This window comes from Ruegeria sp. BB5 (genome assembly GCF_056539405.1).
The window spans coordinates 1,024,060-1,049,052 of sequence record NZ_JBQFUX010000001.1 but is presented as its reverse complement, the minus strand read 5'-3'; the positions used below and the strand labels follow the sequence as shown (position 1 = coordinate 1,049,052).

General features: G+C 55.9%; 25 protein-coding genes and 1 tRNA gene. 17 read left to right on the top strand and 9 right to left on the bottom strand.

Annotation, left to right across the window (positions count from 1 at the left end; genetic code table 11):
* Position 1: 1 nt before the first annotated feature.
* Positions 2-595, bottom strand: coding sequence for a sulfotransferase family 2 domain-containing protein (locus tag ACR0DL_RS05215; protein WP_480687923.1), 594 nt, complete (start codon positions 593-595; stop codon positions 2-4).
* A gap of 192 nt (positions 596-787) precedes the next feature.
* On the opposite strand from ACR0DL_RS05215, the gene recA reads away from it, so the two are divergent.
* The 4 genes from recA (at position 788) to ACR0DL_RS05195 (ending at position 5,978) form a co-directional block, all read left to right on the top strand.
* On the top strand, positions 788-1,855 hold the full coding sequence (gene recA, locus ACR0DL_RS05210) for a recombinase RecA (RefSeq protein ID WP_170348763.1): 1,068 nt from the start codon (positions 788-790) through the stop codon (positions 1,853-1,855).
* 180 nt (positions 1,856-2,035) lie between these two features.
* The gene (alaS, locus tag ACR0DL_RS05205) at positions 2,036-4,708 is read left to right on the top strand and encodes an alanine--tRNA ligase (protein ID WP_480687921.1); all 2,673 of its coding nucleotides are present in this window, start codon (positions 2,036-2,038) and stop codon (positions 4,706-4,708) included.
* Position 4,709: 1 nt separating this feature from the next.
* Complete coding sequence (locus ACR0DL_RS05200; protein ID WP_170348761.1) at positions 4,710-4,997, top strand: DUF1330 domain-containing protein; 288 nt, start codon at positions 4,710-4,712, stop codon at positions 4,995-4,997.
* A gap of 357 nt (positions 4,998-5,354) precedes the next feature.
* Positions 5,355-5,978, top strand: coding sequence for a transglutaminase-like cysteine peptidase (locus ACR0DL_RS05195; protein WP_170348760.1), 624 nt, complete (start codon positions 5,355-5,357; stop codon positions 5,976-5,978).
* A 137-nt stretch (positions 5,979-6,115) separates the two neighbouring features.
* Here the strand turns inward: ACR0DL_RS05195 and ACR0DL_RS05190 are convergent, their stop codons facing one another.
* The 6 genes from ACR0DL_RS05190 to ACR0DL_RS05165 form a co-directional block, all read right to left on the bottom strand.
* On the bottom strand, positions 6,116-7,048 hold the full coding sequence (locus ACR0DL_RS05190; RefSeq protein ID WP_480687919.1) for a hypothetical protein: 933 nt from the start codon (positions 7,046-7,048) through the stop codon (positions 6,116-6,118).
* Positions 7,049-7,507: 459 nt separating this feature from the next.
* On the bottom strand, positions 7,508-9,325 hold the full coding sequence (gene typA, locus ACR0DL_RS05185; RefSeq protein WP_170348758.1) for a translational GTPase TypA: 1,818 nt from the start codon (positions 9,323-9,325) through the stop codon (positions 7,508-7,510).
* A 76-nt stretch (positions 9,326-9,401) separates the two neighbouring features.
* Positions 9,402-9,737 (bottom strand): DMT family transporter, encoded by a 336-nt coding sequence (locus tag ACR0DL_RS05180; protein WP_367647910.1) that lies wholly within the window; start codon positions 9,735-9,737, stop codon positions 9,402-9,404.
* A 392-nt stretch (positions 9,738-10,129) separates the two neighbouring features.
* Positions 10,130-11,287 carry an HD domain-containing protein gene (locus ACR0DL_RS05175; protein WP_480687916.1) on the bottom strand — a complete coding sequence of 386 codons (1,158 nt, stop codon included), beginning with the start codon at positions 11,285-11,287 and terminating at the stop codon, positions 10,130-10,132.
* Complete coding sequence (locus ACR0DL_RS05170; protein WP_170348755.1) at positions 11,284-11,529, bottom strand: hypothetical protein; 246 nt, start codon at positions 11,527-11,529, stop codon at positions 11,284-11,286. Before ACR0DL_RS05170 ends, ACR0DL_RS05175 begins: the two co-directional genes overlap by 4 nt.
* The gene (locus ACR0DL_RS05165) at positions 11,529-12,182 is read right to left on the bottom strand and encodes an alpha/beta hydrolase (protein ID WP_170348754.1); all 654 of its coding nucleotides are present in this window, start codon (positions 12,180-12,182) and stop codon (positions 11,529-11,531) included. The genes ACR0DL_RS05170 and ACR0DL_RS05165 overlap by 1 nt, the downstream gene beginning before the upstream one ends.
* A gap of 177 nt (positions 12,183-12,359) precedes the next feature.
* Here ACR0DL_RS05165 and iscR point away from each other — a divergent pair, with 177 nt between their 5' ends.
* From iscR to ACR0DL_RS05115, 10 genes are all read left to right on the top strand, one after another.
* Positions 12,360-12,818 carry a Fe-S cluster assembly transcriptional regulator IscR gene (gene iscR, locus ACR0DL_RS05160; protein ID WP_170348753.1) on the top strand — a complete coding sequence of 153 codons (459 nt, stop codon included), beginning with the start codon at positions 12,360-12,362 and terminating at the stop codon, positions 12,816-12,818.
* Between the two features lie 60 nt (positions 12,819-12,878).
* A complete protein-coding gene (locus ACR0DL_RS05155) occupies positions 12,879-13,922 on the top strand; it encodes a cysteine desulfurase family protein (RefSeq protein WP_425080617.1) in 1,044 nt (347 codons plus the stop codon).
* Between the two features lie 18 nt (positions 13,923-13,940).
* Positions 13,941-15,461: a Fe-S cluster assembly protein SufB gene (sufB, locus tag ACR0DL_RS05150; RefSeq protein WP_480687914.1), complete on the top strand. Its 1,521-nt coding sequence runs from the start codon at positions 13,941-13,943 to the stop codon at positions 15,459-15,461.
* 43 nt (positions 15,462-15,504) lie between these two features.
* Positions 15,505-16,278 carry an FkbM family methyltransferase gene (locus tag ACR0DL_RS05145; protein ID WP_226688436.1) on the top strand — a complete coding sequence of 258 codons (774 nt, stop codon included), beginning with the start codon at positions 15,505-15,507 and terminating at the stop codon, positions 16,276-16,278.
* A 69-nt stretch (positions 16,279-16,347) separates the two neighbouring features.
* Positions 16,348-17,103 carry a Fe-S cluster assembly ATPase SufC gene (gene sufC / locus ACR0DL_RS05140; protein ID WP_170358524.1) on the top strand — a complete coding sequence of 252 codons (756 nt, stop codon included), beginning with the start codon at positions 16,348-16,350 and terminating at the stop codon, positions 17,101-17,103.
* Positions 17,103-18,386 carry a Fe-S cluster assembly protein SufD gene (gene sufD, locus ACR0DL_RS05135; RefSeq protein WP_170348748.1) on the top strand — a complete coding sequence of 428 codons (1,284 nt, stop codon included), beginning with the start codon at positions 17,103-17,105 and terminating at the stop codon, positions 18,384-18,386. Before sufC ends, sufD begins: the two co-directional genes overlap by 1 nt.
* The gene (locus ACR0DL_RS05130) at positions 18,386-18,871 is read left to right on the top strand and encodes a YIP1 family protein (RefSeq protein ID WP_480687912.1); all 486 of its coding nucleotides are present in this window, start codon (positions 18,386-18,388) and stop codon (positions 18,869-18,871) included. Before sufD ends, ACR0DL_RS05130 begins: the two co-directional genes overlap by 1 nt.
* A complete protein-coding gene (locus ACR0DL_RS05125) occupies positions 18,868-19,434 on the top strand; it encodes a YIP1 family protein (protein WP_366550304.1) in 567 nt (188 codons plus the stop codon). The genes ACR0DL_RS05130 and ACR0DL_RS05125 overlap by 4 nt, the downstream gene beginning before the upstream one ends.
* A 13-nt stretch (positions 19,435-19,447) precedes the next feature.
* Positions 19,448-20,668 carry a cysteine desulfurase gene (locus ACR0DL_RS05120; RefSeq protein ID WP_480687910.1) on the top strand — a complete coding sequence of 407 codons (1,221 nt, stop codon included), beginning with the start codon at positions 19,448-19,450 and terminating at the stop codon, positions 20,666-20,668.
* Between the two features lie 66 nt (positions 20,669-20,734).
* A tRNA-Arg gene (locus tag ACR0DL_RS05115) sits at positions 20,735-20,811 on the top strand.
* 227 nt (positions 20,812-21,038) lie between these two features.
* Here ACR0DL_RS05115 and mepK read toward each other — a convergent pair.
* Complete coding sequence (gene mepK, locus ACR0DL_RS05110; RefSeq protein WP_170348744.1) at positions 21,039-21,608, bottom strand: peptidoglycan L,D-endopeptidase MepK; 570 nt, start codon at positions 21,606-21,608, stop codon at positions 21,039-21,041.
* Between the two features lie 132 nt (positions 21,609-21,740).
* Entirely contained in the window at positions 21,741-21,959 is a 219-nt protein-coding gene (locus ACR0DL_RS05105) for a hypothetical protein (protein WP_480687908.1), read from the bottom strand.
* Between the two features lie 3 nt (positions 21,960-21,962).
* Here ACR0DL_RS05105 and ACR0DL_RS05100 point away from each other — a divergent pair, with 3 nt between their 5' ends.
* Genes ACR0DL_RS05100 through ACR0DL_RS05090 form a run of 3 tightly spaced genes read left to right on the top strand, consistent with a single transcriptional unit; the run spans position 21,963 to position 24,984 of the window.
* Positions 21,963-23,567, top strand: a complete 1,605-nt coding sequence (locus ACR0DL_RS05100) for a L,D-transpeptidase family protein (protein ID WP_480687906.1) — start codon at positions 21,963-21,965, stop codon at positions 23,565-23,567.
* 35 nt (positions 23,568-23,602) lie between these two features.
* Positions 23,603-24,694 (top strand): UDP-3-O-(3-hydroxymyristoyl)glucosamine N-acyltransferase, encoded by a 1,092-nt coding sequence (gene lpxD, locus ACR0DL_RS05095; RefSeq protein WP_480687904.1) that lies wholly within the window; start codon positions 23,603-23,605, stop codon positions 24,692-24,694.
* Between the two features lie 32 nt (positions 24,695-24,726).
* On the top strand, positions 24,727-24,984 hold the full coding sequence (locus tag ACR0DL_RS05090; RefSeq protein WP_170348740.1) for an acyl carrier protein: 258 nt from the start codon (positions 24,727-24,729) through the stop codon (positions 24,982-24,984).
* Positions 24,985-24,993 lie beyond the last annotated feature (9 nt).

Sequence of the window (24,993 nt, the reverse complement as noted above, 5' to 3'; positions counted from 1 at the left end):
ATCAAAGTGCGGCGTCGTGGCAGACGAACTCGGCACCGTGGCGTTTTCGAAATTTTCGCTCGGTTTCAGGTGACAGGGCAAGCTCACGTCGGGGTGAGACATTTTCCTGCTGCAGGTTAATCTGCATGTTCAGACGATCCTGAAGGAAGTTCAAAATCTTATCCTGATTTTCGTATTTGAAGACATGGCTTGCACCAAAACCGTTGCTTCGGGTGCGGAAAAACTGACTTTGGCTGCCCACATCCGCGAAATCGGGGCGCGGAGATTTCATATAGGCCTGCACAAAATCGTCAAAGGACATGTCACGAGTTGAATGTGGATGCCCGACCCGGTCATCGCGGCTGCGGAAACGGTACCAACTGCCCAGCCAGTCGATCGGTTCGCGTACGACGGCCATAACCTCCATTTCGGTGTCGTACATTTTCCGAAAAATGTTCTGAAAAAAGCGGTCATAGCGCCGCACAGGAGTGTGTTTCAGATCCGGTGGACCGGTTACGACAAAATCGGCGCGCTCGCGCAGGGCTGAGTGATAGGCCGTGCTGCCGGTCTTTGGAACAGCCAGAAATGCAAGGCGTTCCTTATAGAAAACAAGCATTTATTTGCCTTTTGCCGATCTTTGTTACGGGTGCAGATTGGCGTAAACGACTCTTTAACACAATTGCCCAACAGTAAGTATTGTAAGTTTTAGTTGAAATGTTCTCTTTTTGGTCTCATAAGGAACAAGAGGCGAACAAAGCAGCGATTGCCGCCCGTTCAAGGGTGTGACAAAAGGGAAGGCGACAGGACAATGGCGGATCTTCTGACGATGAGCGACAAGAAAAACGCAGACAAGCAAAAGGCGCTCGACAGCGCGCTGGCCCAGATCGAACGCCAGTTCGGCAAGGGCTCGATCATGAAGCTGGGCGAGGATTCCAAGCAGGACATCGAGGCCAGCTCGACCGGCTCTCTGGGTCTGGATATTGCTCTGGGGATTGGCGGCCTACCGATGGGCCGGATCGTTGAAATTTACGGGCCAGAAAGCTCTGGTAAGACGACGCTGACGTTGCACTGCATTGCCGAACAGCAAAAGCGTGGTGGTGTTTGCGCTTTTGTTGACGCGGAACATGCGCTGGACCCGCAATATGCGCGAAAGCTGGGCGTCGATCTGGATGAGTTGCTAATCTCACAGCCCGACACCGGCGAACAAGCGCTAGAGATAACCGATACGTTGGTGCGCTCGGGTGCGGTGAACATGGTTGTCGTCGACTCTGTTGCGGCTTTGACGCCGAAATCCGAGTTGGAAGGCGACATGGGCGACAGCAATGTCGGCGTTCAGGCCCGTTTGATGAGCCAGGCGATGCGCAAACTGACCGGTTCGATCAGCCGCTCGAACTGCATGGTAATCTTCATCAACCAGATTCGGATGAAAATCGGCGTGATGTTTGGCAGCCCGGAAACCACGACCGGTGGTAACGCTCTGAAATTCTACAGCTCGGTCCGCTTGGACATCCGCCGTATCGGCGCCATCAAGGATCGTGATGAGGTTGTGGGCAACCAGACCCGCGTCAAAGTGGTCAAGAACAAGGTGGCGCCACCATTCAAACAGGTCGAATTCGACATCATGTATGGTGAAGGCATCAGCAAGATGGGCGAGCTGCTGGATCTAGGTGTCAAGGCTGGCGTGGTCGAAAAGTCGGGCTCGTGGTTCAGCTATGGCGACGAACGGATCGGGCAGGGGCGAGAGAATGCCAAGCAATACCTGCGCGACAACAGCCGCGCCGCGCTTGAGATTGAAGACAAGATTCGCGCAGCACACGGTCTGGATTTCGAAATGCCGCCCGGCGCGACTGAGGATGATGATATCCTCGAGGCATAAACGTTCGCTGACGGGAACGGAAAAAATTCCGCGTCACACAGCCAGTGCTTAGAAAATCCGAAACAAGGCGTTCCATCGGGGTCGCCTTGTTTCGTTCTGCGAGTCCAACGCTGTGGACTATCCGCAGGGACAGGGATAAACCCGTTTTGACACAATATGATTGCGCGCCGAGAGAGCCTTATGCCCACGCTGAATGATATCCGATCAACCTTTCTGAACTACTTTGACAAACAGGGGCACGAAGTGGTGCCGTCCAGCCCTCTGGTCCCGCGCAACGACCCGACGCTGATGTTCGTGAACTCGGGGATGGTGCAGTTCAAAAACCTGTTTACCGGTGTGGAAACCCGCGACTATCAGCGTGCGACCACCGCTCAGAAATGTGTGCGCGCGGGCGGCAAGCACAACGATCTGGACAATGTGGGCTATACCGCACGGCACCACACGTTCTTTGAAATGCTGGGGAATTTCTCGTTCGGTGATTATTTCAAACCCGAGGCAATCCCGTTTGCCTGGGAGTTGATCACTAAGGAATTCGGTGTCGACAAGAACCGCCTGCTGACCACTGTCTATCACACTGATGATGAGGCGTTTGAGATCTGGAAGAAGGTTGGTGTGCCAGAAGATCGGATCATCCGTATCGCCACCAATGACAACTTCTGGCAGATGGGCCCCACCGGCCCGTGCGGTCCGTGTACCGAGATTTTCTATGATCATGGCGATCACATATGGGGTGGCCCTCCCGGATCGGCCGAGGAAGACGGCGACCGGTTCATTGAAATCTGGAACATCGTTTTCATGCAGAACGAGCAGTTCGAAGACGGCTCGATGGTCGAACTCGACATGCAGTCGATCGACACCGGCATGGGGCTGGAGCGGATTGGGGCGCTGCTGCAAGGAAGCCATGACAACTATGACACGGACCTGTTCAAAACCCTGATCGAGGCGTCGGCGGATGCCACGGGTGTTGATCCTTATGGTGATCAGAACGTGCATCACCGGGTGATTGCAGATCACCTGCGTTCGACGTCGTTCCTGATCGCAGATGGTGTGATGCCGTCGAATGACGGGCGAGGCTACGTTCTGCGGCGGATCATGCGCCGCGCCATGCGTCACGCGCATTTGCTGGGCGCGAAAGACCCGGTCATGCACCGGTTGGTGCCCGCGCTGGTGCAACTGATGGGCGCGCAATATACCGAGCTTGGTCAGGCGCAAGCCCTGATCGAAGAGACGCTGCTGCTGGAAGAAACCCGCTTTAAACAGACGCTGGATCGCGGTCTGAAGCTGTTGGATGATGAGGTCTCTGGCCTGCCTGAAGGCAGTGCATTGTCTGGTGAAGCGGCGTTCAAGCTGTATGACACTTACGGTTTCCCACTGGATTTAACGCAAGATGCATTGCGTGAAAAAGGCCGGACTGTGGATACGGACGGGTTCGATGCGGCCATGGCCGAGCAGAAAGCCAAGGCACGTGCCGCTTGGGCCGGATCGGGCGAGTCCGCGGATCAGGCGGTTTGGTTTGACGTTCTGGACGCAGCGGGCGCCACTGATTTTCTGGGTTACGACACCGAAAAAGCCGAAGGGCAGGTGGCTGCTCTGGTGGTTGATGGCGCTTTGGTCGATAAGATTGAAAAGGGCGGCTCGGGATGGGTTGTCGTGAACCAGACGCCATTCTATGGCGAAGCTGGTGGTCAGGTTGGTGACACCGGTGAAATTCGGCGTCTTGAGAACCTGCAAGACGTGGCGCAGGTCGAAGACACGCGCAAGTTTGCAGAAGGTAAGGTTTATGCGCATCGTGTCACGGTAAGTCAGGGTGCTTTGTCGAAGGGCGATGCTGTTGAGCTTGAGGTTGATCATGCCCGTCGAACAGCGATCCGGGCCAACCATTCGGCCACGCACTTGCTGCACGAGGCGCTCCGCGAAACGCTGGGTGATCACGTGGCACAGCGCGGTTCGCTGAATGCATCAGATCGGCTGCGTTTCGATTTCAGCCATTCCAAGGCGCTTAACCCTGATGAGATTCAAAAGATTGAACGTGAGGTGAATGAATTCATTCGCCAGAACTCGACCGTTGAAACTAGAATCATGACGCCCGACGATGCGCGGGAACTGGGTGCGCAGGCGCTGTTTGGTGAGAAGTACGGTGACGAAGTCCGGGTTGTGTCGATGGGTAAAGCTCAGACAGGCAAGGGTCATGACGGTGATACATGGTCCATCGAACTGTGTGGCGGCACGCATGTGCGTCAGACCGGTGATATCGGCACGTTTGTTGTACTGGGTGACAGTGCCAGCAGTGCCGGTGTGCGCCGGATCGAGGCGCTGACCGGGGATGAGGCATTCCGGCATCTGTCCGCGCAAGATCAGCGGCTGGGTCAGATTGCTTCGGAATTGAAAGCGCAGCCGGATGATGTGGTCACCCGTGTCAAGTCTCTTCTGGATGAACGCAAAGCCTTGCAAAACGAGGTTGCTCAGTTGCGCCGTGATCTGGCGATGGCCGGTGGTGCAGGGCAGGGCGGCGGAGCCGAGACGCGCGAAGTGAACGGTGTGCCTTTCCTGGCGCAGGCGCTGAGCGGAGTTTCGGGCAAGGATCTACCTGCATTGATTGACGAACACAAAAGCCGTCTGGGCTCGGGCGCGGTGCTGTTGATTGCGGATGCCGGTGGCAAGGCTGCCGTGGCTGCCGGTGTAACATCGGACCTGACCGACAAGGTTTCAGCCGTTGATTTGGTCCGGGCCGCAGTGGTTGAACTGGGCGGCAAGGGTGGCGGCGGACGTCCGGACATGGCGCAGGGCGGTGGCCGGGATGCGTCAAATTCAGAAGCGGCAATCAAAGCCGCAGAACAAGTTTTGGGAGGATAGGATGCCGGCACTTTGGATTGCCCACGTGACCGTGACGGACAACGAGGCCTATGGCAAATATGCTGAACTGGCAGGACCGGCGCTTGCCAAGCACGGGGGCTCGTTCATCGCACGTGCTGGACGGTATGTGCAGCTTGAAGGGAAAGAGCGCCCACGCAATGTTGTTGCCCGTTTCCCCTCGGTCGAGGCCGCAGTGGAATGCTACAATTCACCCGAATATCAACAGGCGCTGGACCATGCACGCGGGGCTAGTGAACGTGAATTGTTGATTGTCGAGACCACTGAATAAAGCTCGACCGCCAAAGATTGGCCAACTTCTGGTTGTGTAAGCGGAATTTAGCCAATGGATAAGCCAGGCAACTTGATGAGTCGTCTGGCTTTTTTGACATCGCAATATTTCTATATATTACAGTTATTTGTCTTCAATAACTTGCGCTAAGTTAACCTTACGTAACTTTTGGATTGTGGCCGAGCCCTCACAATTCTTGCCTGAAATGGTCAAAATGCGGAACGAATTTCCGCCTCTTTTTCCTTGCAACTTCACCTCAGATTGCGCAAACGACCCCGTCTACTGATAGTTAAGCTAAACGATCTACGGTCCTGTTTGTCCGCAATTGCGAGGATGAATAATGGTCGAGGAACAGGCATGAAGCTGTTGAGCAATGAACTCAGAGATGTATCTGCACGGTTGATCTCATCAATTGGTCGACTGGTTGCTGTATCCGCATTGGCGTTAGGAACTTTGGGTGTTGGCACCGATGCACAAGCAACCGAGGGACGCTTTATCCAGATTGCAGCCGTGTCGCCGCCGCCGTCAGGCGCTCGGCAATTGTGCCGTCAATACAGATGGGCGTGTTCGACCAAAGCAACTGTATCCATGTCCAGCCAGAAAGAGATGCAGATTATTCAGCACGTAAATCGTCAAGTGAATGCTACGACACGCGCGGTGACAGATCGGTCGCAATATCGGACCGCGGAAAGATGGGCCTTGCCGACCTCTCGTGGTGGAGATTGCGAAGATTTTGCACTGCTTAAGAAACGCGATTTAATTCGGGCCGGGGTTGATCCCAGTAAATTGCTGATCGCGACTGTGTTGGATGCAAAGCGCAATTCACATGCCGTGCTTGTCTATCGCTCGGCAGCCGGGGATTTGGTTTTGGATAACCTAACCAATCAGATCAAACCGTGGGCCGCCACGCAATATCTGTTCCTTCGCATGCAAAACCCCAGGAAACCCAGCGGTTGGGTCGGCGTTTACGGTCGTAGCTAAGACTTTTTCCATTTCCCCTCAGGCTGGAGGGAAAAAAGGGCGGCCCTGAGGTCGCCCTTTGTGCATTCCATAGGTTTTAGCTTGGTCTGACCATTCAAATCCGAATCTAAGGACGCAAGTCAGATGCAGCTGTTCGGTTAAAACGTTCCACCACTGCCGGGGCCGCCAGCGTTTCCACCAGAAGCGCCGCCTGTGCTGCCGCCATTACCGTTGCCGCCGCCGCCGCCACCTTGTCCGTTGTTGCTGCCGCCATTGCCAGTGCCCGGTCCTGAACCACCGTTGTTGCCGCCGCCATTACCGCTGTTTCCGGCGTTCCCGTTCCCATTGCCCGGGCCACCGTTATTGCCGCCGTTGCCACTGCCGCCATCGGTGCCGCCGCCATTGCTGCCGCCGTTCCCGGAACCGCCACCGCCATTGCCGCTACCGCCGCCTTGGCCATTATTGCTGCCGCCATTACCGGTGCCCGGTCCTGAACCACCGTTGTTGCCGCCGCCATTACCGCTGTTTCCGGCGTTCCCGTTCCCATTGCCCGGGCCACCATTATTGCCGCCGTTGCCGTTGCCGGAATTGCCACCGCCGCCATTATTGCCGCCGTTGCCGTTGCCGGAATTGCCACCGCCGCCATTGTTGCCGCCGTTGCCGTTGCCGGAATTGCCACCGCCGCCATTGTTGCCGCCGTTGCCGTTGCCGGAATTGCCACCGCCGCCATTATTGCCGCCGTTGCCATTGCCGTTATTACCGCCGCCGCCGCCGCCACCGTTATTGCCGCCGCCGCCGCCGCCACCGTTATTGCCGCCGCCGCCGCCGCCACCGTTATTGCCGCCGTCGCCGCCACCGTTATTGCCGCCGCCGCCACCGCCGCCGTTGTTGCCGCCACCGTCGTCACTGCTGCCGCCGCCGTTATCACCGTTGCCTGAATCGCCAAAGGTGTCGCTATCACTATCGCGATCAGATGCAGCCGTGGACGCCGTTGGCAAATCAGTCAGGACAGCCGCAAAAGCCGGACAACTATCAAGTGTACGGGCCAGAATGTCCTCGAAATCAGCTCGGCGTTGGATATAGCGCAACATGCGCGTATCGACGACTGAGCAGCCGCACAACGTTTCTGTCGATACCGATTGTCGGGCTGTTTTGATGTTGCATCTTTCCGCCTGCGCCGCGCTGGCGGTGATGAACGGTAATGTTGCAGAGACAAATACAAAAGATAATAAATGGGATTTCACGCGCATGGCGCCGCTCCTTCAGAACTCGTTACTAACACTATTGCACTACAGTTTGTGCTTTACGTTTTGGTACATCAATTGTGCCATACTTCAACCATAATTACACCCATTTTGGGTCACATTTACAAGGGGTGTTTAATTTGAATTAATTTTAGGAACAAATTTTACGCGAAAAAAATACACTTAAAACAAAGAGAAAGCCCGCCAAAACGGCGGGCTTTTCGTATATTTGCGCAGTTCATGCGCGCACAAAATTGTCAGAAGTGTGGCATTGTTGCAATTGCGGCAACTATACTTAAGGGAGACTCAAGCAGACTTCGCCATACGCTTGCGTTCATGCGGGTCCAGAAAGCGCTTGCGTAGACGTACAGCGTTTGGGGTGACCTCAACCAATTCATCATCGTCGATATAAGCAATCGCCTCTTCTAGCGAGAACTGAACGTGGGGCGTCAGCCGTACGGCATCGTCAGATCCGCTTGCGCGGACGTTGGTCAGCTTTTTACCCTTGAGCGGATTCACTTCCAGATCATTGTCGCGCGAATGCTCACCGATAACCATGCCCTGATAAACGTCAGTTTGTGGGGCAACGAACATGCGGCCGCGCTCTTCCAGGTTCCACAGGGCATAAGCCACGGCCTGACCTTTCTCCATCGAGATCAGAACGCCTGCGCGACGGCCCGGGATCGGGCCCTTGTGCGCGGCCCAACCGTGGAACACGCGGTTCAGAACGCCGGTGCCACGTGTGTCTGTCAGGAACTCGCCATGATACCCGATCAACCCGCGTGAAGGGACGTGTGCGATGATCCGGGTTTTGCCTGCACCGGCGGGGCGCATTTCGGCCAATTCACCTTTGCGTGCACCGGTGATCTTTTCGATCACCGAGCCCGAAAACTCGTCATCGACGTCGATAGTGACTTCTTCGATAGGTTCCAGACGCTGGCCTTCTTCCTCACGGAACAGAACCTGCGGGCGCGAAATGCTGAGTTCGAACCCTTCGCGGCGCATATTCTCGATCAGAACGCCCATTTGCAATTCGCCACGACCCGCGACCTCAAACGCCTCGCCGCCGGGGGTATCGGTGATGCGGATGGCGACGTTGGATTCGGCCTCTTTCATCAGTCGGTCACGAATAACGCGGGATTGGACCTTTTTGCCGTCACGACCTGCCAGAGGGGAATCGTTGATGCCAAAGGTCACAGTGATGGTCGGTGGATCGATGGGCTGGGCCGGCAGAGCCTCTTCGACCTGCGGGGATACCAACGAATCCGCAACAGTGGCTTTGCTCATCCCTGCGATGGTGACGATGTCCCCAGCTTCGGCCACGTCGATGGGTTGCTGCGCGAGGCCACGAAACGCCAGAATTTTCGACGCGCGGAAGTTCTCGATCAGGGTGCCATCGCGGGACAGCGCCTTGAGGCTGTCGCCCGCCTTCAGCGTGCCGCTTTCCACGCGGCCAGTCAGGATACGGCCAATGAACGGATCGCTGCCCAGCGTGGTCGCCAGCATGCGGAACGGTTCGTCCTTGCGTTCGGCCTGTTGCGGGGCAGGGACGTGATCAACGATCAGGTCGAACAGCGCGGTCAGGTCCTTGCGCGGTCCGTCCAGTTCCATATCTGCCCAGCCCGAACGGCCCGATGCGTACATTGCCGGGAAGTCCAGTTGGTCATCATCAGCGCCAAGGTTGGCGAACAGGTCGAAACATTCGTCCAGCGCGCGGTCGGGTTCGGCGTCGGGCTTGTCGACCTTGTTCAAAACGACGATCGGGCGCAGTCCCAGCGCAAGCGCCTTGGAGGTCACAAACTTGGTCTGTGGCATCGGGCCTTCGGCGGCATCGACCAGCAATACAACGCCGTCGACCATGCTGAGAATCCGCTCAACCTCGCCACCAAAATCTGCGTGGCCGGGGGTGTCGACGATGTTGATGCGCGTACCCTTCCACTCGACCGAGGTGGCTTTGGCCAGGATGGTGATGCCACGCTCGCGTTCAAGATCGTTGCTGTCCATGGCTCGTTCAGCCACAGCTTGGTTTTCCCGGAACGCGCCGGATTGTTTGAGCAGCTCATCCACCAGGGTCGTCTTGCCGTGGTCCACGTGAGCGATGATTGCGATATTGCGCAGGTCCATGAGAGGTCAGCCTTTGAACGGGAAGTTGCCGCGCGCATAGCGTGGTTTGACCAAATAGACCAGCCCTAACCGGCGATCAGTGACCGGCCGTCTTGGAAAACAGGTGAATGATCAGGATTCCGGCCAAAATCATGATCAATCCAATGACGGCGGGCCAGTCCAGCCTTTGCCCGAAAACAATGAAGCCAATGATCGCGATCAGAAAGATGCCAAGCCCGGACCATATCGCATAAACAATTCCGACCGGCATGAATCTTAGCGTCAGGCCCAGCAGGTAAAAAGCAATGCCATAACTGACAACCACCAGAACGGAGGGCCAGAAACGACTGAACTGTTGGCTGGCTTGCAGGGACGTTGTGCCGATGGTCTCTGCGATAACCGCCAGCAACAAGATCAGATAGGCTTTGGGCACGGTAGGTATCTCGACAAATGTTTTGCGAGGTTGAGCATGAAAACGGCAAAGCGAGCAAGCAAAATTTCGGAATCACGACATGCGCAATGACGTTAAGGCAAAAACACTAGCCATTTGGGAAGTATGGATAACCTGACTATTTTTTGACCCTAGGTTATGTTAAAAACGCGTTGTTTTTTAATGATTTTTGTTTTCCGGGTTACATCGCATGACGAAATTTGCAGGAATAATAGTTTTTGTTTCGGCTTTGATCGTGGCGCTTGGGTGGCTTGCTGGCGGGGGGTCCGTCGACAAAAACGCGGCCAAGTTTGTTGAACGGTTAGATAGTTTTCAGGTTTGAGCGCCTGCCGAAACAAGGGAAAAAGAGGCCTTTGCGCCTCTTTTTTCTTTTCCTACGTGGTGGCCATGGCGGCGAAATAGGCATCTAGCTGGGGTTGCAGCCAAGCCCATAAGTCGGGTGCGCCGCATTTGACCGGAGTGCCGACACGGGTTTCGATCTGCGCATAACTGACATCATAATCCACCCATGATCCGCCGCCCGTTGCCAGGTTTCCGACTGGTGCCTGAAAACGGTCGACTGCCTTGGCAAAGCGGGCATCGGCACTGTCGGCTGCTTCGAACTCATGCCACAGAGACAGAAAGGTCGCCTTTTGATTATCCGGTAGCATCCCGAACAGGCGCTCTGCTGCGGCTTGCTCTTCGGCTTCTTGGGCCGCGTGGTCGACATGACCATGAATGGGGTTATCCCCGGCGTCGATCTCAACAACATCATGCAGCAGAAGCATTTGTAAAACGCGGTCAATGGACACATCGGGTGCTGCGTATTCGGACAGAATCCAAGAGTACAGCATAATGTGCCATGAATGCTCGGCCGAATTCTCGAACCGCTCACCGCTGAGCAGGCGCGAAGCCCGGTAGACGGATTTCAGTTGGTCGCTTTCGGCAAGAAATCCAAGGCGAGCTGAGAATGAAGTCTGTGCAGGGGTGTCTCCGATCAGCAGGCTTTGCGCTGCGGTATAGGCGTCTGGAAATTCGGTCTTCAGATAAGCGGCCCGCCCGCCGTTCAGATTGTCCTGAACAATAGCTTTGTGATCCGCCCTCGGGGCTGCGGCGCAGAGGACCTGAAACATCGGCTGGCAGCGATCAAGGGATTTCGCGAATCTGGCGTCTTGGGTCTGATCGGCTTCGAACTCTTGCCACAGGTTCAGACAAGCCTCGGCCTGATCTTCAGGCAAAAGATCGAACAATTCTGACGCGGCGGCTTGCTCGGCCCGTTCGACCGCTTGCCAATCGGTTTGCAGATGGATCGGATGATCGCCGACAATGATTTCGACCAAATCATGCAGCAACAGCATGCGGATGACCCGATCAATGCTGACACCTTCATCAGCCAAAGGTTGCATAACCAGCGCCCAAAGCGCGAGTTGCCAGCTGTGTTCAGCCGCGTTTTCAGCGCGGGATTGATCCAGAAGAAAATTCGCGCGATCGACCGATTTCAGCCTGTCCACGCGTTTGAGAAATTCGATTTGCGCGGACAGTCTGTTTGTCATTGTTTTTCGATCGCTTTCAGTTTGGAGCGGTGATCCGAGAGCCTCTGGATCACGAACTTGCGGGCTTTGCGCTCTGCCAACCGCACGCGAATTTCGGTCAGGAAGGCTTCTTCCAAAGTCTGAGAGGACGCTCCCAGATGTTCGCCCACTTCGACAAAGAAACGGTCGTCGCCGGTTTCATCCATCACTTTCATTGTGTCCTCGGCCAGCTTGGCGGCCAGGGTGGTGATGGTGTCAGACATCAGCGTGTGTTCTCGGTCAGGCGGCGTTTCACATAGTCGCTGACATCGGTCATCAGAGTATCCATGTGACGATCCTGGAAGAAGTGATCGGCGCCATCAACCTCGTTATGGGTGATGGTGATTCCCTTTTGTTCGTGCAGCTTGTTCACCAGCGAGGTTGTGTCCGCAGGTGGTGCCACGCGGTCGGCTGATCCGTTTATGATCAGGCCCGAGGACGGGCAGGGCGCCAGGAACGAAAAGTCGTACATATTTGCAGGGGGTGACACGCTGATAAAGCCGGTGATTTCCGGGCGCCGCATCAACAACTGCATGCCGATCCATGCACCAAACGAGAAACCCGCGACCCAGCAGTGTTTCGAGTTGTTGTTCATTGACTGCAGGTAATCCAGCGCCGAGGCTGCGTCGCTCAACTCACCAACACCCTGGTCGTATTCACCCTGGCTGCGACCCACGCCACGGAAATTGAACCGCAAAACGGTAAAGCCCATATTGTAGAATGCGTAATGCAGGTTGTAGACCACCTTGTTGTTCATGGTCCCGCCAAATTGAGGATGCGGATGAAGCACGATGGCGATCGGTGCGTCTTTTTCCTTTTGCGGGTGGTAGCGGCCTTCCAGGCGGCCTTCGGGTCCGGGAAAAATCACCTCGGGCATGTGTGCTTTGGTCCTGTCTTTTTCTTCTTGGTGCCGGGATATACTTGACGGTTATCGTCAGGCACCTTAGAACGGTTCTAATAATTTTGCATTGCGCAATGCGCTGCCCGTCGGAGATACGCACTGGCAGCGGCGGCGTCAATGTTTTCGCGCGTTATCGACCAAAAGGGGACGAGAATGAAGCTTTCGACCAAGGGTCGCTACGCGATGGTAGCTATGGCCGATATCGCCCTGCAACCGACAGATACGCTTGTAACGCTGAGTGAGATTTCTGAGCGGCAGGACATCTCACTGCCTTATCTTGAGCAATTGTTCGTGAAACTACGCCGAGCCGATCTGGTCTCATCGGTTCGCGGACCGGGTGGTGGGTATCGGTTGTCGCGGTCGCCTTCGGAAATTCGCGTGGTCGAGATTCTGTCGGCGGTCGACGAAACAGTGGATGCGCTGCAAAAAGGCGCAGGGGCGTCGGGTGCGTCATCAGGAAGCCGGGCGCAATCGCTAAGCAACCGTTTGTGGGAAGGGCTAAGCGCCCATGTTTATGTTTTCCTGCATCAAACCCGACTGTCGGACGTAATCAGAAACGATTTGGCCCCGTGTCCCGCGGTTCCGAGCCTGTTTGCAGTGGTGGACGAGTGAGATTATGCACTTGGTCTATGAAAACGCGATACCACTTCGCATTCGTGAAAAGGTGACTCCATGAGTCGTGTTTACCTGGATCATAATGCCACGACTCCTTTGCGCCCCGAGGCCAGAGAGGCGATGATCGCGGCGATGGAGGTTTGCGGCAACCCGTCTTCGGTGCATGCCGAGGGACGTGCCGCCAAAGCCTTGATCGAGAAGGCGCGGGCGCAAATCGCGGCGGCCTTTGGTGCGGATGGGGCGGATATCGTATTCACGTCGGGTTCCACCGAGGGGGCGGCGCTGACCTTACGCGGGCGTGGCCTGCATGGATCTGCTGTTGAGCATGACGCGGTAAGATCCTGGATTACAGAAGACTTGCCAGCGGACGCCTCGGGCCGCGTTCAAGTCTCCGATCCTGCTCAATCGACCTTGCAGCTGGCGAATTCGGAAACCGGTATCGTGCAGGCTTTGCCTGCGGGGCTTGCCGTAACCGATGCGACGCAAGCTTTTGGAAAACTACCGGTGGCCTTCAACTGGCTGGGTGCCCAAATGGCGCTGATCTCAGCGCATAAATTGGGTGGCCCCAAGGGTGTTGGTGCTGTTGTGATGAAACGCGGCACGGATTTGCCTGCCCAAATCCAAGGCGGTGGTCAGGAAATGGGGCGCCGGTCGGGTACCGAAAATGTCATTGGAATCGCGGGCTTCGGGGCCGCAGCAGAAGCCGCTGCACGGGATCTTGCCAATGGGGTTTGGGACAAGGTCAAAGAAATTAGAAATATTCTAGAAAATGCCCTTGAGGCCGGTTCTAAATTGACTATTTTTGTCGGGAAGGATCAGGATCGCCTGCCTAACACATTGTGTTTTGCCACTCCGGGATGGAAAGGCGAAACGCAGGTCATGCAAATGGACCTGGCGGGGTTTGCCATCAGCGCGGGTTCTGCCTGTTCCAGTGGCAAGGTGCGCGCCAGCGCGGTCCTCACGGCAATGGGGTATGATGAGGTCACGGCAGCCAGCGCAATACGCGTTTCGCTGGGACCTTTTACGACGAAAGAAGATGTGCTGCGTTTCGCCGAAACGTGGTTGGAAAAAGAGAAAAAGCATCGCGCGCGTGCCGCGTGACTTGACGGAGTGAAGGAAATGGCCGCTTTGGACCAGACCCAGGTAAAAGAAGGTGTCGATCAGGAAACCGTGGACGCGGTGCGCGAGGCTGGCACTTATAAATACGGCTGGGATACCGATATCGAAATGGAGTACGCACCCAAAGGTGTGAACCCGGATATCGTTCGACTGATCTCTGACAAAAACGAAGAACCCGAATGGATGACCGAATGGCGTCTGTCGGCCTTTGAACGCTGGACCAAGATGGAAGAGCCGACCTGGGCGATGGTACATTACCCCCCGATCGACTTTCAGGACCAGTATTACTATGCCCGTCCCAAGTCGATGGAAGAAAAGCCAAAATCGCTGGACGAGGTCGACCCCAAACTGTTGGCCACCTATGAAAAGCTGGGCATTCCGCTGAAAGAACAGTTGATTTTGGCCGGCGTCGAAGGCGCCGAGAATGCGCCCGCCGAAGGCCGTAAGGTCGCTGTGGACGCGGTATTTGACTCGGTCTCTGTTGGTACGACCTTCAAGGATGAGCTTGCCAAGGCCGGTGTGATCTTCTGCTCAATCTCTGAGGCGATCAAGGAACACCCTGAACTGGTTAAGAAGTACTTGGGCACTGTGGTTCCGGTATCCGACAACTTCTATGCCACATTGAACTCGGCCGTATTCTCGGACGGATCGTTCGTTTACATCCCACCGGGTGTTCGCTGCCCGATGGAGCTGAGCACCTATTTCCGCATCAACGCCGAAAACACTGGTCAGTTCGAACGCACGCTGATTATCGCCGATAAGGGATCATATGTGTCCTATCTGGAAGGCTGCACCGCGCCGCAACGTGATACCGCGCAGTTGCATGCCGCTGTGGTTGAGATCATCGTCGAAGAAGATGCTGAAGTTAAATACTCGACCGTTCAAAACTGGTTCCCTGGTGATGAAAACGGCAAGGGCGGTATCTATAACTTTGTGACCAAGCGGGCGGATTGCCGGGGCGACCGGTCCAAGGTGATGTGGACGCAGGTCGAAACCGGCTCGGCCGTGACCTGGAAATACCCGTCCTGCATCCTGCGTGGCAATGAAAGCCAGGGTGAGTTCTATTCGATCGCGATTGCCAACAATTATCAGCAGGCCGACACCGGCACCAAGATGATTCACCTGGGTAAGAACACAAAGTCGCGCATCGTGTCCAAGGGCATCAGCGCGGGCAAGGCGCAGAACACCTATCGCGGGTTGGTCTCGATGCACCCGAAGGCGAAGGACAGCCGGAACTATACGCAGTGTGACAGCCTGCTGATCGGTGACAAATGCGGCGCACATACGGTTCCGTATATCGAGGTCAAGAACAACTCGAGCCGTGTGGAACACGAAGCGACGACATCCAAAGTGGACGACGATCAGCTGTTCTACTGCCGCCAGCGCGGTATGGACGAGGAAGAAGCCGTGGCCTTGGTCGTCAACGGGTTCTGCAAGGACGTGCTGCAGGCATTGCCGATGGAGTTTGCCATGGAAGCGCAGCAGCTTGTTGCGATCTCATTGGAGGGCTCGGTCGGTTGACCGGTCGAGCTTGACTATCGGCAACTCTAAAAGGTCATTCCTTGTGGAAACAGCTGCAGATTTCAAAAGATGGGTTAGAAGCTCCAGACGCTCTGGCGTTTTTAGAGCCACAGCGGGGCAGGTGGTTCGGGCTCGGGTTCATGACCGAACAGTCTTTTTTTCCGTGATCAATCCAAAAGATACGATACAAAAATGTCACTTTGGGGGTGCGTTCTACGAAGTCGAAGAGCTTGGGATGATTTCAGAACACTTCCCTGTTGGCGGCAGTTTTTTGGATATCGGCGCAAATGTCGGGAACCACAGCCTGTACTTGGCGCTGTTCCTTCACGCGTCTCTAGTAGTTCCTGTTGAACCCAATCCTGTGGCTGCCGAGATTTTGGTTAGCAACCTCCACTTGAATGGGATGGAAAGTAAGGTTGATTTCAACTGGGTTGGGTACGGTGTTTCGAACGAGGCACGCTCGGACCTTGGTGTGTCTTGGAACGCCAGGAATTTGGGTGGGGGTAAACTGATTGAGCAACAAGGGTCTATTCCCGTTGTCCCGGCTGCAGAATTGGTTAAAGACCGCTCATTCGACTTTATAAAAATTGACGTCGAGGGTATGGAAATCGCCGTTCTGGAAAGTCTTTTACCCAGTTTGGGACAAAATCGCCCTGTGATTTTTGTCGAAGTGGATGACAAGAATGCCACCGAATTCCACGAACTGATCGCGACCAATGGTTATGAGGTGGTCGACCAGTTCAGGCGCTACCGCGTTAACGAAAACTTCCTGATCAAACCCAGCGAGGGACCGGCAAAGGTCGCTAAGTCTGCATAGCCATCAGGTAGAAACCAAAATTCAAACAAGGCGGCAGGTAATCAAACTGGCGCGAAAAGAGGAAAAATCATGCTGGAAATCAAGAACCTGCACGTACAGCTTGAAGACGAAGACAAGCAAATCCTCAAGGGTGTGGACCTGACGGTCGAGCCTGGCAAGGTACACGCGATCATGGGACCGAACGGCTCGGGCAAATCGACGCTCAGCTATGTGCTTTCAGGACGTGACGGCTATGAGGTCACCGAAGGTACGGCGACGCTGGACGGCGAAGACCTGCTGGACATGGAGCCAGAAGAGCGTGCTGCCGCTGGCGTCTTTCTTGCGTTCCAGTATCCGGTCGAAATTCCCGGCGTTGGCAACATGACTTTCCTGCGCACGGCGGTAAACGCTCAGCGGAAAGCGCGCGGAGAAGAGGAGCTGTCAGCGGCAGACTTCCTGAAAGAAGTGCGCGCCAAGGCCAAGACGCTGAAAATCGACGCCGATATGCTCAAGCGTCCGGTCAATGTTGGTTTCTCGGGCGGTGAGAAAAAGCGCAACGAGATCCTGCAGATGGCTATGCTGGAACCCAAGATGTGCATCATGGACGAAACCGACTCGGGTCTCGACGTGGATGCGATGAAGCTGGTGTCCGAAGGCGTGAACGCGCTGCGCAACGAAGGTCGCAGCTTTTTGGTCATCACCCACTATCAGCGGCTGCTGGATCACATCAAACCGGACGTCGTACACATCATGGCCGACGGTCGTATCGTGAAGACCGGCGGACCCGAGCTGGCGTTGGAAGTTGAACATAACGGCTATGCCGACATTCTGGCCGAGGTGAACTGATGGCTTTGCCACAAGAGAAACTGACCGCAACCGAGGAGCGGCTGGCATCCCTGGCCATGCCCGAGATGTGCGGATGCACCCGTGCTGCACGCGAGGATGCGCTTGCGCGTGTGCAAGAGATGGGCCTGCCTGGCCGTCGCGATGAGTACTGGAAGTACACACGTCCTGATACGCTGATCTCGGCTCAAGCACCGCGCGCCGAGGTTTTCGACGCGGGCGAGCCCATGATTTTCGAAGACATGGACAATCTGAAAATTGTCTTCGTCGACGGAGTATTCAGCCCCGAGGAATCCGATGATCTGACACTTGAGGGGGTGATGATCGACCGGATCGAGGATATCTGCGGCAAGGATATTCACTGGGCCAAAGAGCTGTATGGCGCGTTAGAGAGCCGTGGCCAGACCCCGGTGCCACGTCCGCTGGCTGCGCTGAACACAGCCTTTGCCAAAGATGGTGTTGCCATCCATGTGACAGGCAAACCGTCCAAGCCGATCTGCCTGATGTATCGTCACGCCTCGGAAACATCGGACGCGATGCTGCATCACGTGATCCGTGTCGAACCAGATGCCGAGGTCACCGTGCTTGAGGTTGGTCCGGCCGCGTCGCGCTTTAACAAGGTGATGGAGATTGACATCGCCGACAATGGGACGCTGCATCATGTGCGCGCGCAAGGTCGCGATCATGAACGTCGGGCAATGACTCATATGTTCGCCCGTCTGGGAACGGAATCGACCTATAAGTCATTTACCCTGACCGCAAACGGCGTTCTGACCCGCAATGAGCAGGTCGTGGAACTGACCGGAGATGATGCGGTTGCCCATGTGGCAGGTGCATGTGTCGGAGACGGTGATTTTCACCATGACGACACAGTGTTTATCACCCATGACGCGGTGAACTGCGAAAGCCGCCAGGTGTTCAAGAAGGTTCTGCGCAACGGTGCGACCGGCGTCTTCCAGGGTAAGATCCTCGTGAAAGAAGGCGCGCAGAAGACAGATGGCTATCAGATCAGCCAGTCGCTTCTGTTGGACGACGACAGCCAGTTCCTCGCCAAGCCCGAGCTTGAGATCTATGCCGATGATGTGGCCTGTTCACACGGCTCGACCTCGGGCGCGATTGACGAGACGGCTCTGTTCTACCTGCGATCACGCGGCGTTCCGGTCAAAGACGCAACCAACATGCTGACACTGGCCTTTCTGGCCGAAGCGGTGGACGAGATCGAAGACAGCGAAGTTGCTGAAAAGATCGTGAACCGTTTGGAAGATTGGCTGGCGCGCCGCAGCTGATGCCAGTCACATCGGATATCGTGGCCACGTACCGGGGGCCGGGGCGCGTCGTGCGTCGGCTTCTGGATTTGGGGCAGCGGGAAGACAGGGCCTTGGTCTTTGTCATGGGGTTTTGCGTGGTGGCTTTCATCGCACAGCTTCCCGGCCTCGCGCGGCGGGCGCATTTGGAAGGGCTTGAGCTGAACGCGCTGATGGCCGCGGCTTTGCTAGGCACTGTTTTCATACTGCCGTTGCTGTTTTACCTTCTGGCGTTCGTATCATACGGGGCCGCTCGTTTGGTTGGCGGACGCGGCACGGCTTATGGTGCTCGTCTGGCTTTGTTTTGGGCTTTATTGTCGTCGACACCATTGGTGTTGTTGAACGGTCTGGTGGCGGGTCTCATCGGGCCAGGACCTGCGTTAACTGTGGTAGGGGCAGCCTGGTTTGGCGTGTTTATCTGGTTCTGGCTGGCGGGCTTGAGACAAACACAAAGGCAGGCGGAATGAATTTCTCGACCCTAGGTAACATTGCGGTCCTGACGCTGGTCAACCCGGCTGAAGCGGCCCGGCACCTATTATCCTTTCGCGCCGGGCGCGAAGTTCTGTGGCTGGCCTTCTGTCTGGCCGTCGTTTTGAATGGACTGGTGCAGTTTGGGATCGAACATCTGGTTCCTTCGCCGGAAGGCCTGAATGTTCCAACACCCGAACCGATTTTCATGAGCCTTATCCGCTCGGCCGCCCTAATGATGTTCAGCATTGCGGCGTTCCTGTTCGTCGGGCGTTTGCTGGGCGGGCGCGCGTCATTCGACGAGATCATGACGCTGACGGTCTGGTTGCAGTTCCTGCAAAGCGCGGCGATGTTCGTAACGCTTGTGCTGGCCATTTTCGTTCCGGTTTTGATGGTGCTGTTTTTGTTCGCCACAGCGCTGGTGAGCCTTTACGTCACGCTGCATTTCCTCAATGAAGCGCATAAGTTCGGAACGCTTTGGAAATCCTTTGGGGTCATAGTGTTGTCTGCGTTGATCGCAGCCCCCTTTGTCCTCGCTTTAACACCCAGCGGCCCGGTATAGGGATATGAAGACCATGTATGACGTAGAAAAAATCCGCGCGGACTTTCCGATTCTGTCACGCGAGGTAAACGGCAAACCGCTGACTTATCTGGACAATGGTGCCTCTGCGCAGAAACCTCAGGTGGTGATCGACGCGGTGACCCGCGCCTATGCCGAGGAATACGCGAATGTGCATCGTGGTCTGCATTACCTGTCCAACCTCTCGACCGAAAAGTACGAGTCCGTCCGCGGCACCATAGCCCGTTTCCTTGGGGCGGCGGATGAGAATGAGATCGTCCTGAACTCGGGCACGACCGAGGGGATCAACCTTGTGGCCTATGGCTGGGCGATGCCGCGCCTTCAGGCCGGGGATGAGATTGTCCTTAGCGTCATGGAGCATCACGCCAACATCGTTCCCTGGCATTTCCTGCGCGAACGGCAGGGGGTTGTCCTAAAGTGGGTCGATATCGATGCGGATGGCGGGCTGGACCCGCAGGCCGTGATCGATGCAATCGGTCCCAAGACCAAGCTGGTCGCGGTCACGCAATGCTCGAACGTGCTGGGGACGGTGGTGGATGTTAAGGCCATTACCGAAGGTGCGCATGCCAAAGGCGTTCCGGTGCTGGTCGACGGCAGCCAGGGTGCCGTGCATATGCCGGTCAATGTGTCGGATATCGGCTGCGACTTTTATGCAATCACCGGGCACAAGCTGTATGGCCCGTCCGGTTCGGGCGCGATCTATATCAAATCCGAACGCATGGCCGAGATGCGCCCCTTCATCGGTGGCGGCGACATGATCAAAGAGGTCAGCAAAGATCAGGTGATCTACAACGACCCCCCAATGAAGTTTGAGGCCGGAACACCCGGTATCGTGCAAACGATTGGTTTGGGCGTGGCGCTTGACTATATGATGGACCTGGGGATGGAGAACATCGCCGCCCACGAAGGCGCGCTTCGCGACTATGCGATGCAGCGGTTGACCGGTTTGAACTGGCTGCAGGTACAAGGCACACGTCCCGATAAGGCTGCTATTTTCAGCTTTACGCTGGATGGGGCAGGGCATGCGCATGACGTGTCGACGATCCTCGACAAAAAGGGGGTTGCCGTGCGGGCCGGTCATCATTGCGCCGGTCCACTGATGGATTTCTTCGGCGTGACCGCCACCTGCCGCGCCAGCTTTGGTCTGTACAACACCAAGGATGAGGTCGACACGCTGGTCGATGCCCTTGAACTGGCGCATGATTTGTTTGCCTAAAAGCTGGTCGATCCGGGTGGATTTTCAGTTGCACCCGGATCGGAACAAGGATAGCTAACGGCCAAGGCACCTGTAGCTCAGCTGGATAGAGCGCTGCCCTCCGAAGGCAGAGGCCAGAGGTTCGAATCCTCTCAGGTGCGCCATACCACCTCGCATTAGCAGTTATCCTGAGTGTCTTATATTGGAGAGTGCGTCCTTCAATTTGACGCTATGATGACTGGTTCTGATACAGTCCGGTAAGCGACAATATCTGGTCGATGGATCACAGTTCATCGAGGTTGAGCTGTTCTTTTCATAAGGAATAATTCAAGGTTACTTAAAAACAAAGAGCGCCCAGAGGCGCTCGTTGTTTTTTAAGATTTTGGAAGTGTTAACCGCCCCAGCTACGGACCTCACCGCAGTCCATATGGACGAAATTCGAGCGGGAGTACTTGCCCACTCCACCAGCGCGGCAGGACATTGCAGCCTTGGCCATTTGCGACACTGAACGCGACGACAGGCGCAGGTCAGCCGCTTGGCCTTTCATATGCAACGAGTTCTTGGCAACCCGACGAGAACGAGACCGAAGCATCGCGTTGGTTTGCGGAGAACGATAGCCGGACAGCAGCATATAGGGTTCATTTACATCCAGAAGGTTATGCGATGCAGCCATGATGTCGATCGTGCGCAGATCCATGTCTTTGCTCTGATCAGTCCGCCAGTCACGCATGAAGTGGTTCACTTCTTTGACAGCGTCCTTGATGTATTTTCCATCGACCCAATAAATCATATCAATCCGTTCGCCGGTGCGACCGGAATACATACGAATACGGCGGATATCGCCGCCGCCTCGAAGGAAACCTGCTGCATTGGAATAGGTCGGTGCGGCCACAACTGCCGTAGCTGCAAATGCGCCCAGAAGGGCACGCCGGGTCAAGCCCGATGTACTGCTCATCGTCATTTCAGTTTCGTCCCGTACTGTTCCTGCCTGCACACGATGTTACGCGCGCGATATTAATTTTTTCCCATCCCAGATGCGGGATTTATGACACAGTCGGTTTTGTCCGCCAAGAAGTCTTTCGGATTCATCAATTCAAGGGGGAAATTTCGGCAGTTTTTTGCGCAGGTGATGCGAATATGTATAATATTGAGACATTTGGCGGCGCATTTCCGCCAGGCGATGCAAAGACGCATCACGCACCGAAAGATGCGCCAGGTTGATACGTTTGTTAATAGACAACGCGCCCAAGGCGTAACCATATTTGATCCGCGCACATTTCTGCTGCGTAAAATAATGAATAATCAAGGCCATCCAATGTTCTCAGGTATTCGGACCCGTTCTGGTATTATTTTCACCGCATGTTTTCTGGCTTCGGCGTCTGTAGTGAATGCAGACACCCGGCCAGCGACGGCGTTTCAGATGGCTGTTGCCGAATTTGCGCCCTCGGGGTCAGGAATCGCCGAGTTTTACCGCGAGAATGGTTTTGCCCCGGTTTGGGTTGGCGAAACCCCGCTACATTCGGCGCGCCGCGCACGGCTGATCCAGGCCTTGTCATCGACTGATATGCATGGATTGCCGCAGGGTTCGGACAGCGTCCAGTCCCTTGTGGAACAGATGCAAGAGGCCCGTACGACGCGCGATCTGGGAGCTGTTGAGATCAGTCTGACCCGTGCTTTCGCTGAATACGCGCGCAATCTGCAGTCGGGCGCGCTGCGCCCATCCCAGATTGATGATGGGTTAGTGCGCAAGGTTCAAAGGGCTTCGACAAAGGAGCACTTGCAGGGGTTGATCGCAGGGGAAAACGGCTCGTATTTCGATCAATTGGCCCCGCAAACAACCCAGTACCGGGCGTTGATGAAGCAGAAGTTGGTGCTGCAGGACCTCATCCATCAAGGCGGTTGGGGCGCGACGGTTCCTGTTGCCAAGTTGGAGTATGGTGACACCGGGCCCAATGTAATAAAGCTGCGGAACCGTTTGGTTTCCATGGGATATTTGCGTCCTACCGCCAGTCCGGATTTCGATGCGGCTTTGTTGGGTGCCGTGCAAGCATTCCAGACAGATCATGGTCTTGCGCCGGACGGTGTGGCCGGTCAGGGCACGATTTCCGAGCTGAACCGCAGCGCCTCAGACCGTCTAAAGGCTGTCTATGTCGCATTGGAGCGCGAGCGCTGGTTGCCGCGCGAACGGGGTGAGCGGCACATTTTAGTAAATCAGGCTGATTTCTCGGCCAAGATCGTTGATGACGGTTTGGTCACGTTCGAAACGCGCGCGGTGATCGGCAAGAACACACATGACCGACGCAGCCCCGAGTTCTCGGACAAGATGGAGCATATGGTCATCAACCCCAGTTGGTATGTGCCGCGCTCGATCATCACCAAGGAATACCTGCCCCAACTGCAATCAAATCCCAACGCCGTTGGCCATATCCAGATCACCGACCGCAGCGGTCGGCAGGTCAATCGCGGCGCGGTGGATTTCACCCAGTTCAACGCGCGGAACTTCCCGTTTGCGATGCGCCAACCGCCCAGCAAAAGCAATGCGCTGGGGCTGGTGAAGTTCATGTTCCCCAACAAGTACAACATCTATCTGCATGATACGCCTCAGAAAAGTCTGTTCGCGCGTGAGGTGCGGGCGTTCTCGCACGGGTGTATCCGCCTGGCAGATCCGTTTGATTTCGCCTATGCGTTGCTGGCCAAGCAGGAAGAAAACCCAAAGGCGTTTTTTCAGCGTGTTCTGGCCACGGGTAAGGAAACCACGGTGCAATTGGAACAGCATGTTCCGGTTCACCTGATCTACCGCACGGCTTATGTTGGTCCTAAGGGTCAGGTTCAGTATCGCCGGGATGTCTATGAGCGTGATCGGAAAATCTGGGAGGCCTTGCAGAAAGCAGGGGTGGCCCTGCCGGACGTTCAGGGGTAATCAGCGGGGCAGATCCTTAAACCGGGAAGCCCGATATGCACTATACCATCCAGCAAATCGCCGACGCTCTTGGGGCAGACTGCCAGGGCGATACTGGCCTGATCGTTGAACGCGCGGCTGAGCCGGGTGATGCAGCGGCGACCGATCTGGCGATGGCGATGTCTCCGAAATATGCCGAGGCGCTGAGCGGCAGCTCGGCACGGACAGCCGTGTTGTGGGAAGGTGCGGATTGGCAAGCGCTAGGGTTGGAGGCGGCCATCTTTGTGCCCCGTCCGCGTATGGCGATGGCCGGGATCACCACAATGTTGGATCGCGGGCAGGGCGTAGCGCCGGGTATTCACCCTTCGGCCGTGATCGACCCGACCGCGGAAATCCCCAAAGACGCAGCCATCGGCCCCTTGGCCGTCATCGGTGCGCGGGTTCGTATTGGCAAAGGCGCAGTTATCGGCCCGCATTGCGTGATTGGCATGGATACGGTTCTGGGCGAAAACGCCATGTTACGTGAGAAGGTTAGCATCGGGTCCAGGGCGCAGATCGGTGATCGTTTCATTGCCCAACCCGGCGCACGGATCGGGAGCGACGGGTTCAGCTTTGTTACCCCCGAGGTTTCGGATGTTGAGAATGTCCGCAAAACAATGGGCGACAAAGGTGATGCGCGGGCGCAAAGCTGGCTTCGCATTCACTCGCTGGGTGCAGTTGAGATCGGGGATGACGTTGAAGTCGGCGCCAATTGTACCGTCGACAACGGAACGATCCGGAATACCTGCATCGGAAACGGGTCCAAGTTGGACAATCTTGTGCATGTGGGGCACAACACACGGGTTGGGCAGGATTGTCTAATTTGTGGTCAGGCTGGCGTGTCCGGCTCGGTCGAGATTGGCAATAACGTGGTACTGGGTGGCCAGACCGGCGTGGTCGACAACATCTTTATCGGTGACGGCGTGATAGCGGCGGGCGGCACTAAAATCCTGTCCAACGTTCCTGCGGGTCGGGTACTAATGGGATATCCGGCCATCAAAATGGAAACCCATACCGACATCTACAAAGCACAACGTCGTTTGCCCCGCATGGCACGTGACGTCGAGGCGTTGAAAAAGGCTGTTTTCAAACAGCCCCCGAGTGATTAAATCATCCGCAACGGGAAAATCAGAGGACCGACATGAGCATCACCGACCGCGTCATCGCAATCATTGCTGAGCAGGCCGTGCTGGAGCCTTCGGACGTCACGCCCGAAAGTACACTTGAAGATCTGGGTATCGACAGCCTGGGTCTGGTCGAGAGCATTTTCGCCATCGAAGAAGAGTTCGATATCTCGGTCCCGTTCAACGCGAATGAACCACAAGCCAGCGATTTCGATATCTCAAATGTGGCAGCGATCATTGCCGGGATCGAAAAGCTTGTGTCGGAAAAGGTCTGACCTGAAATT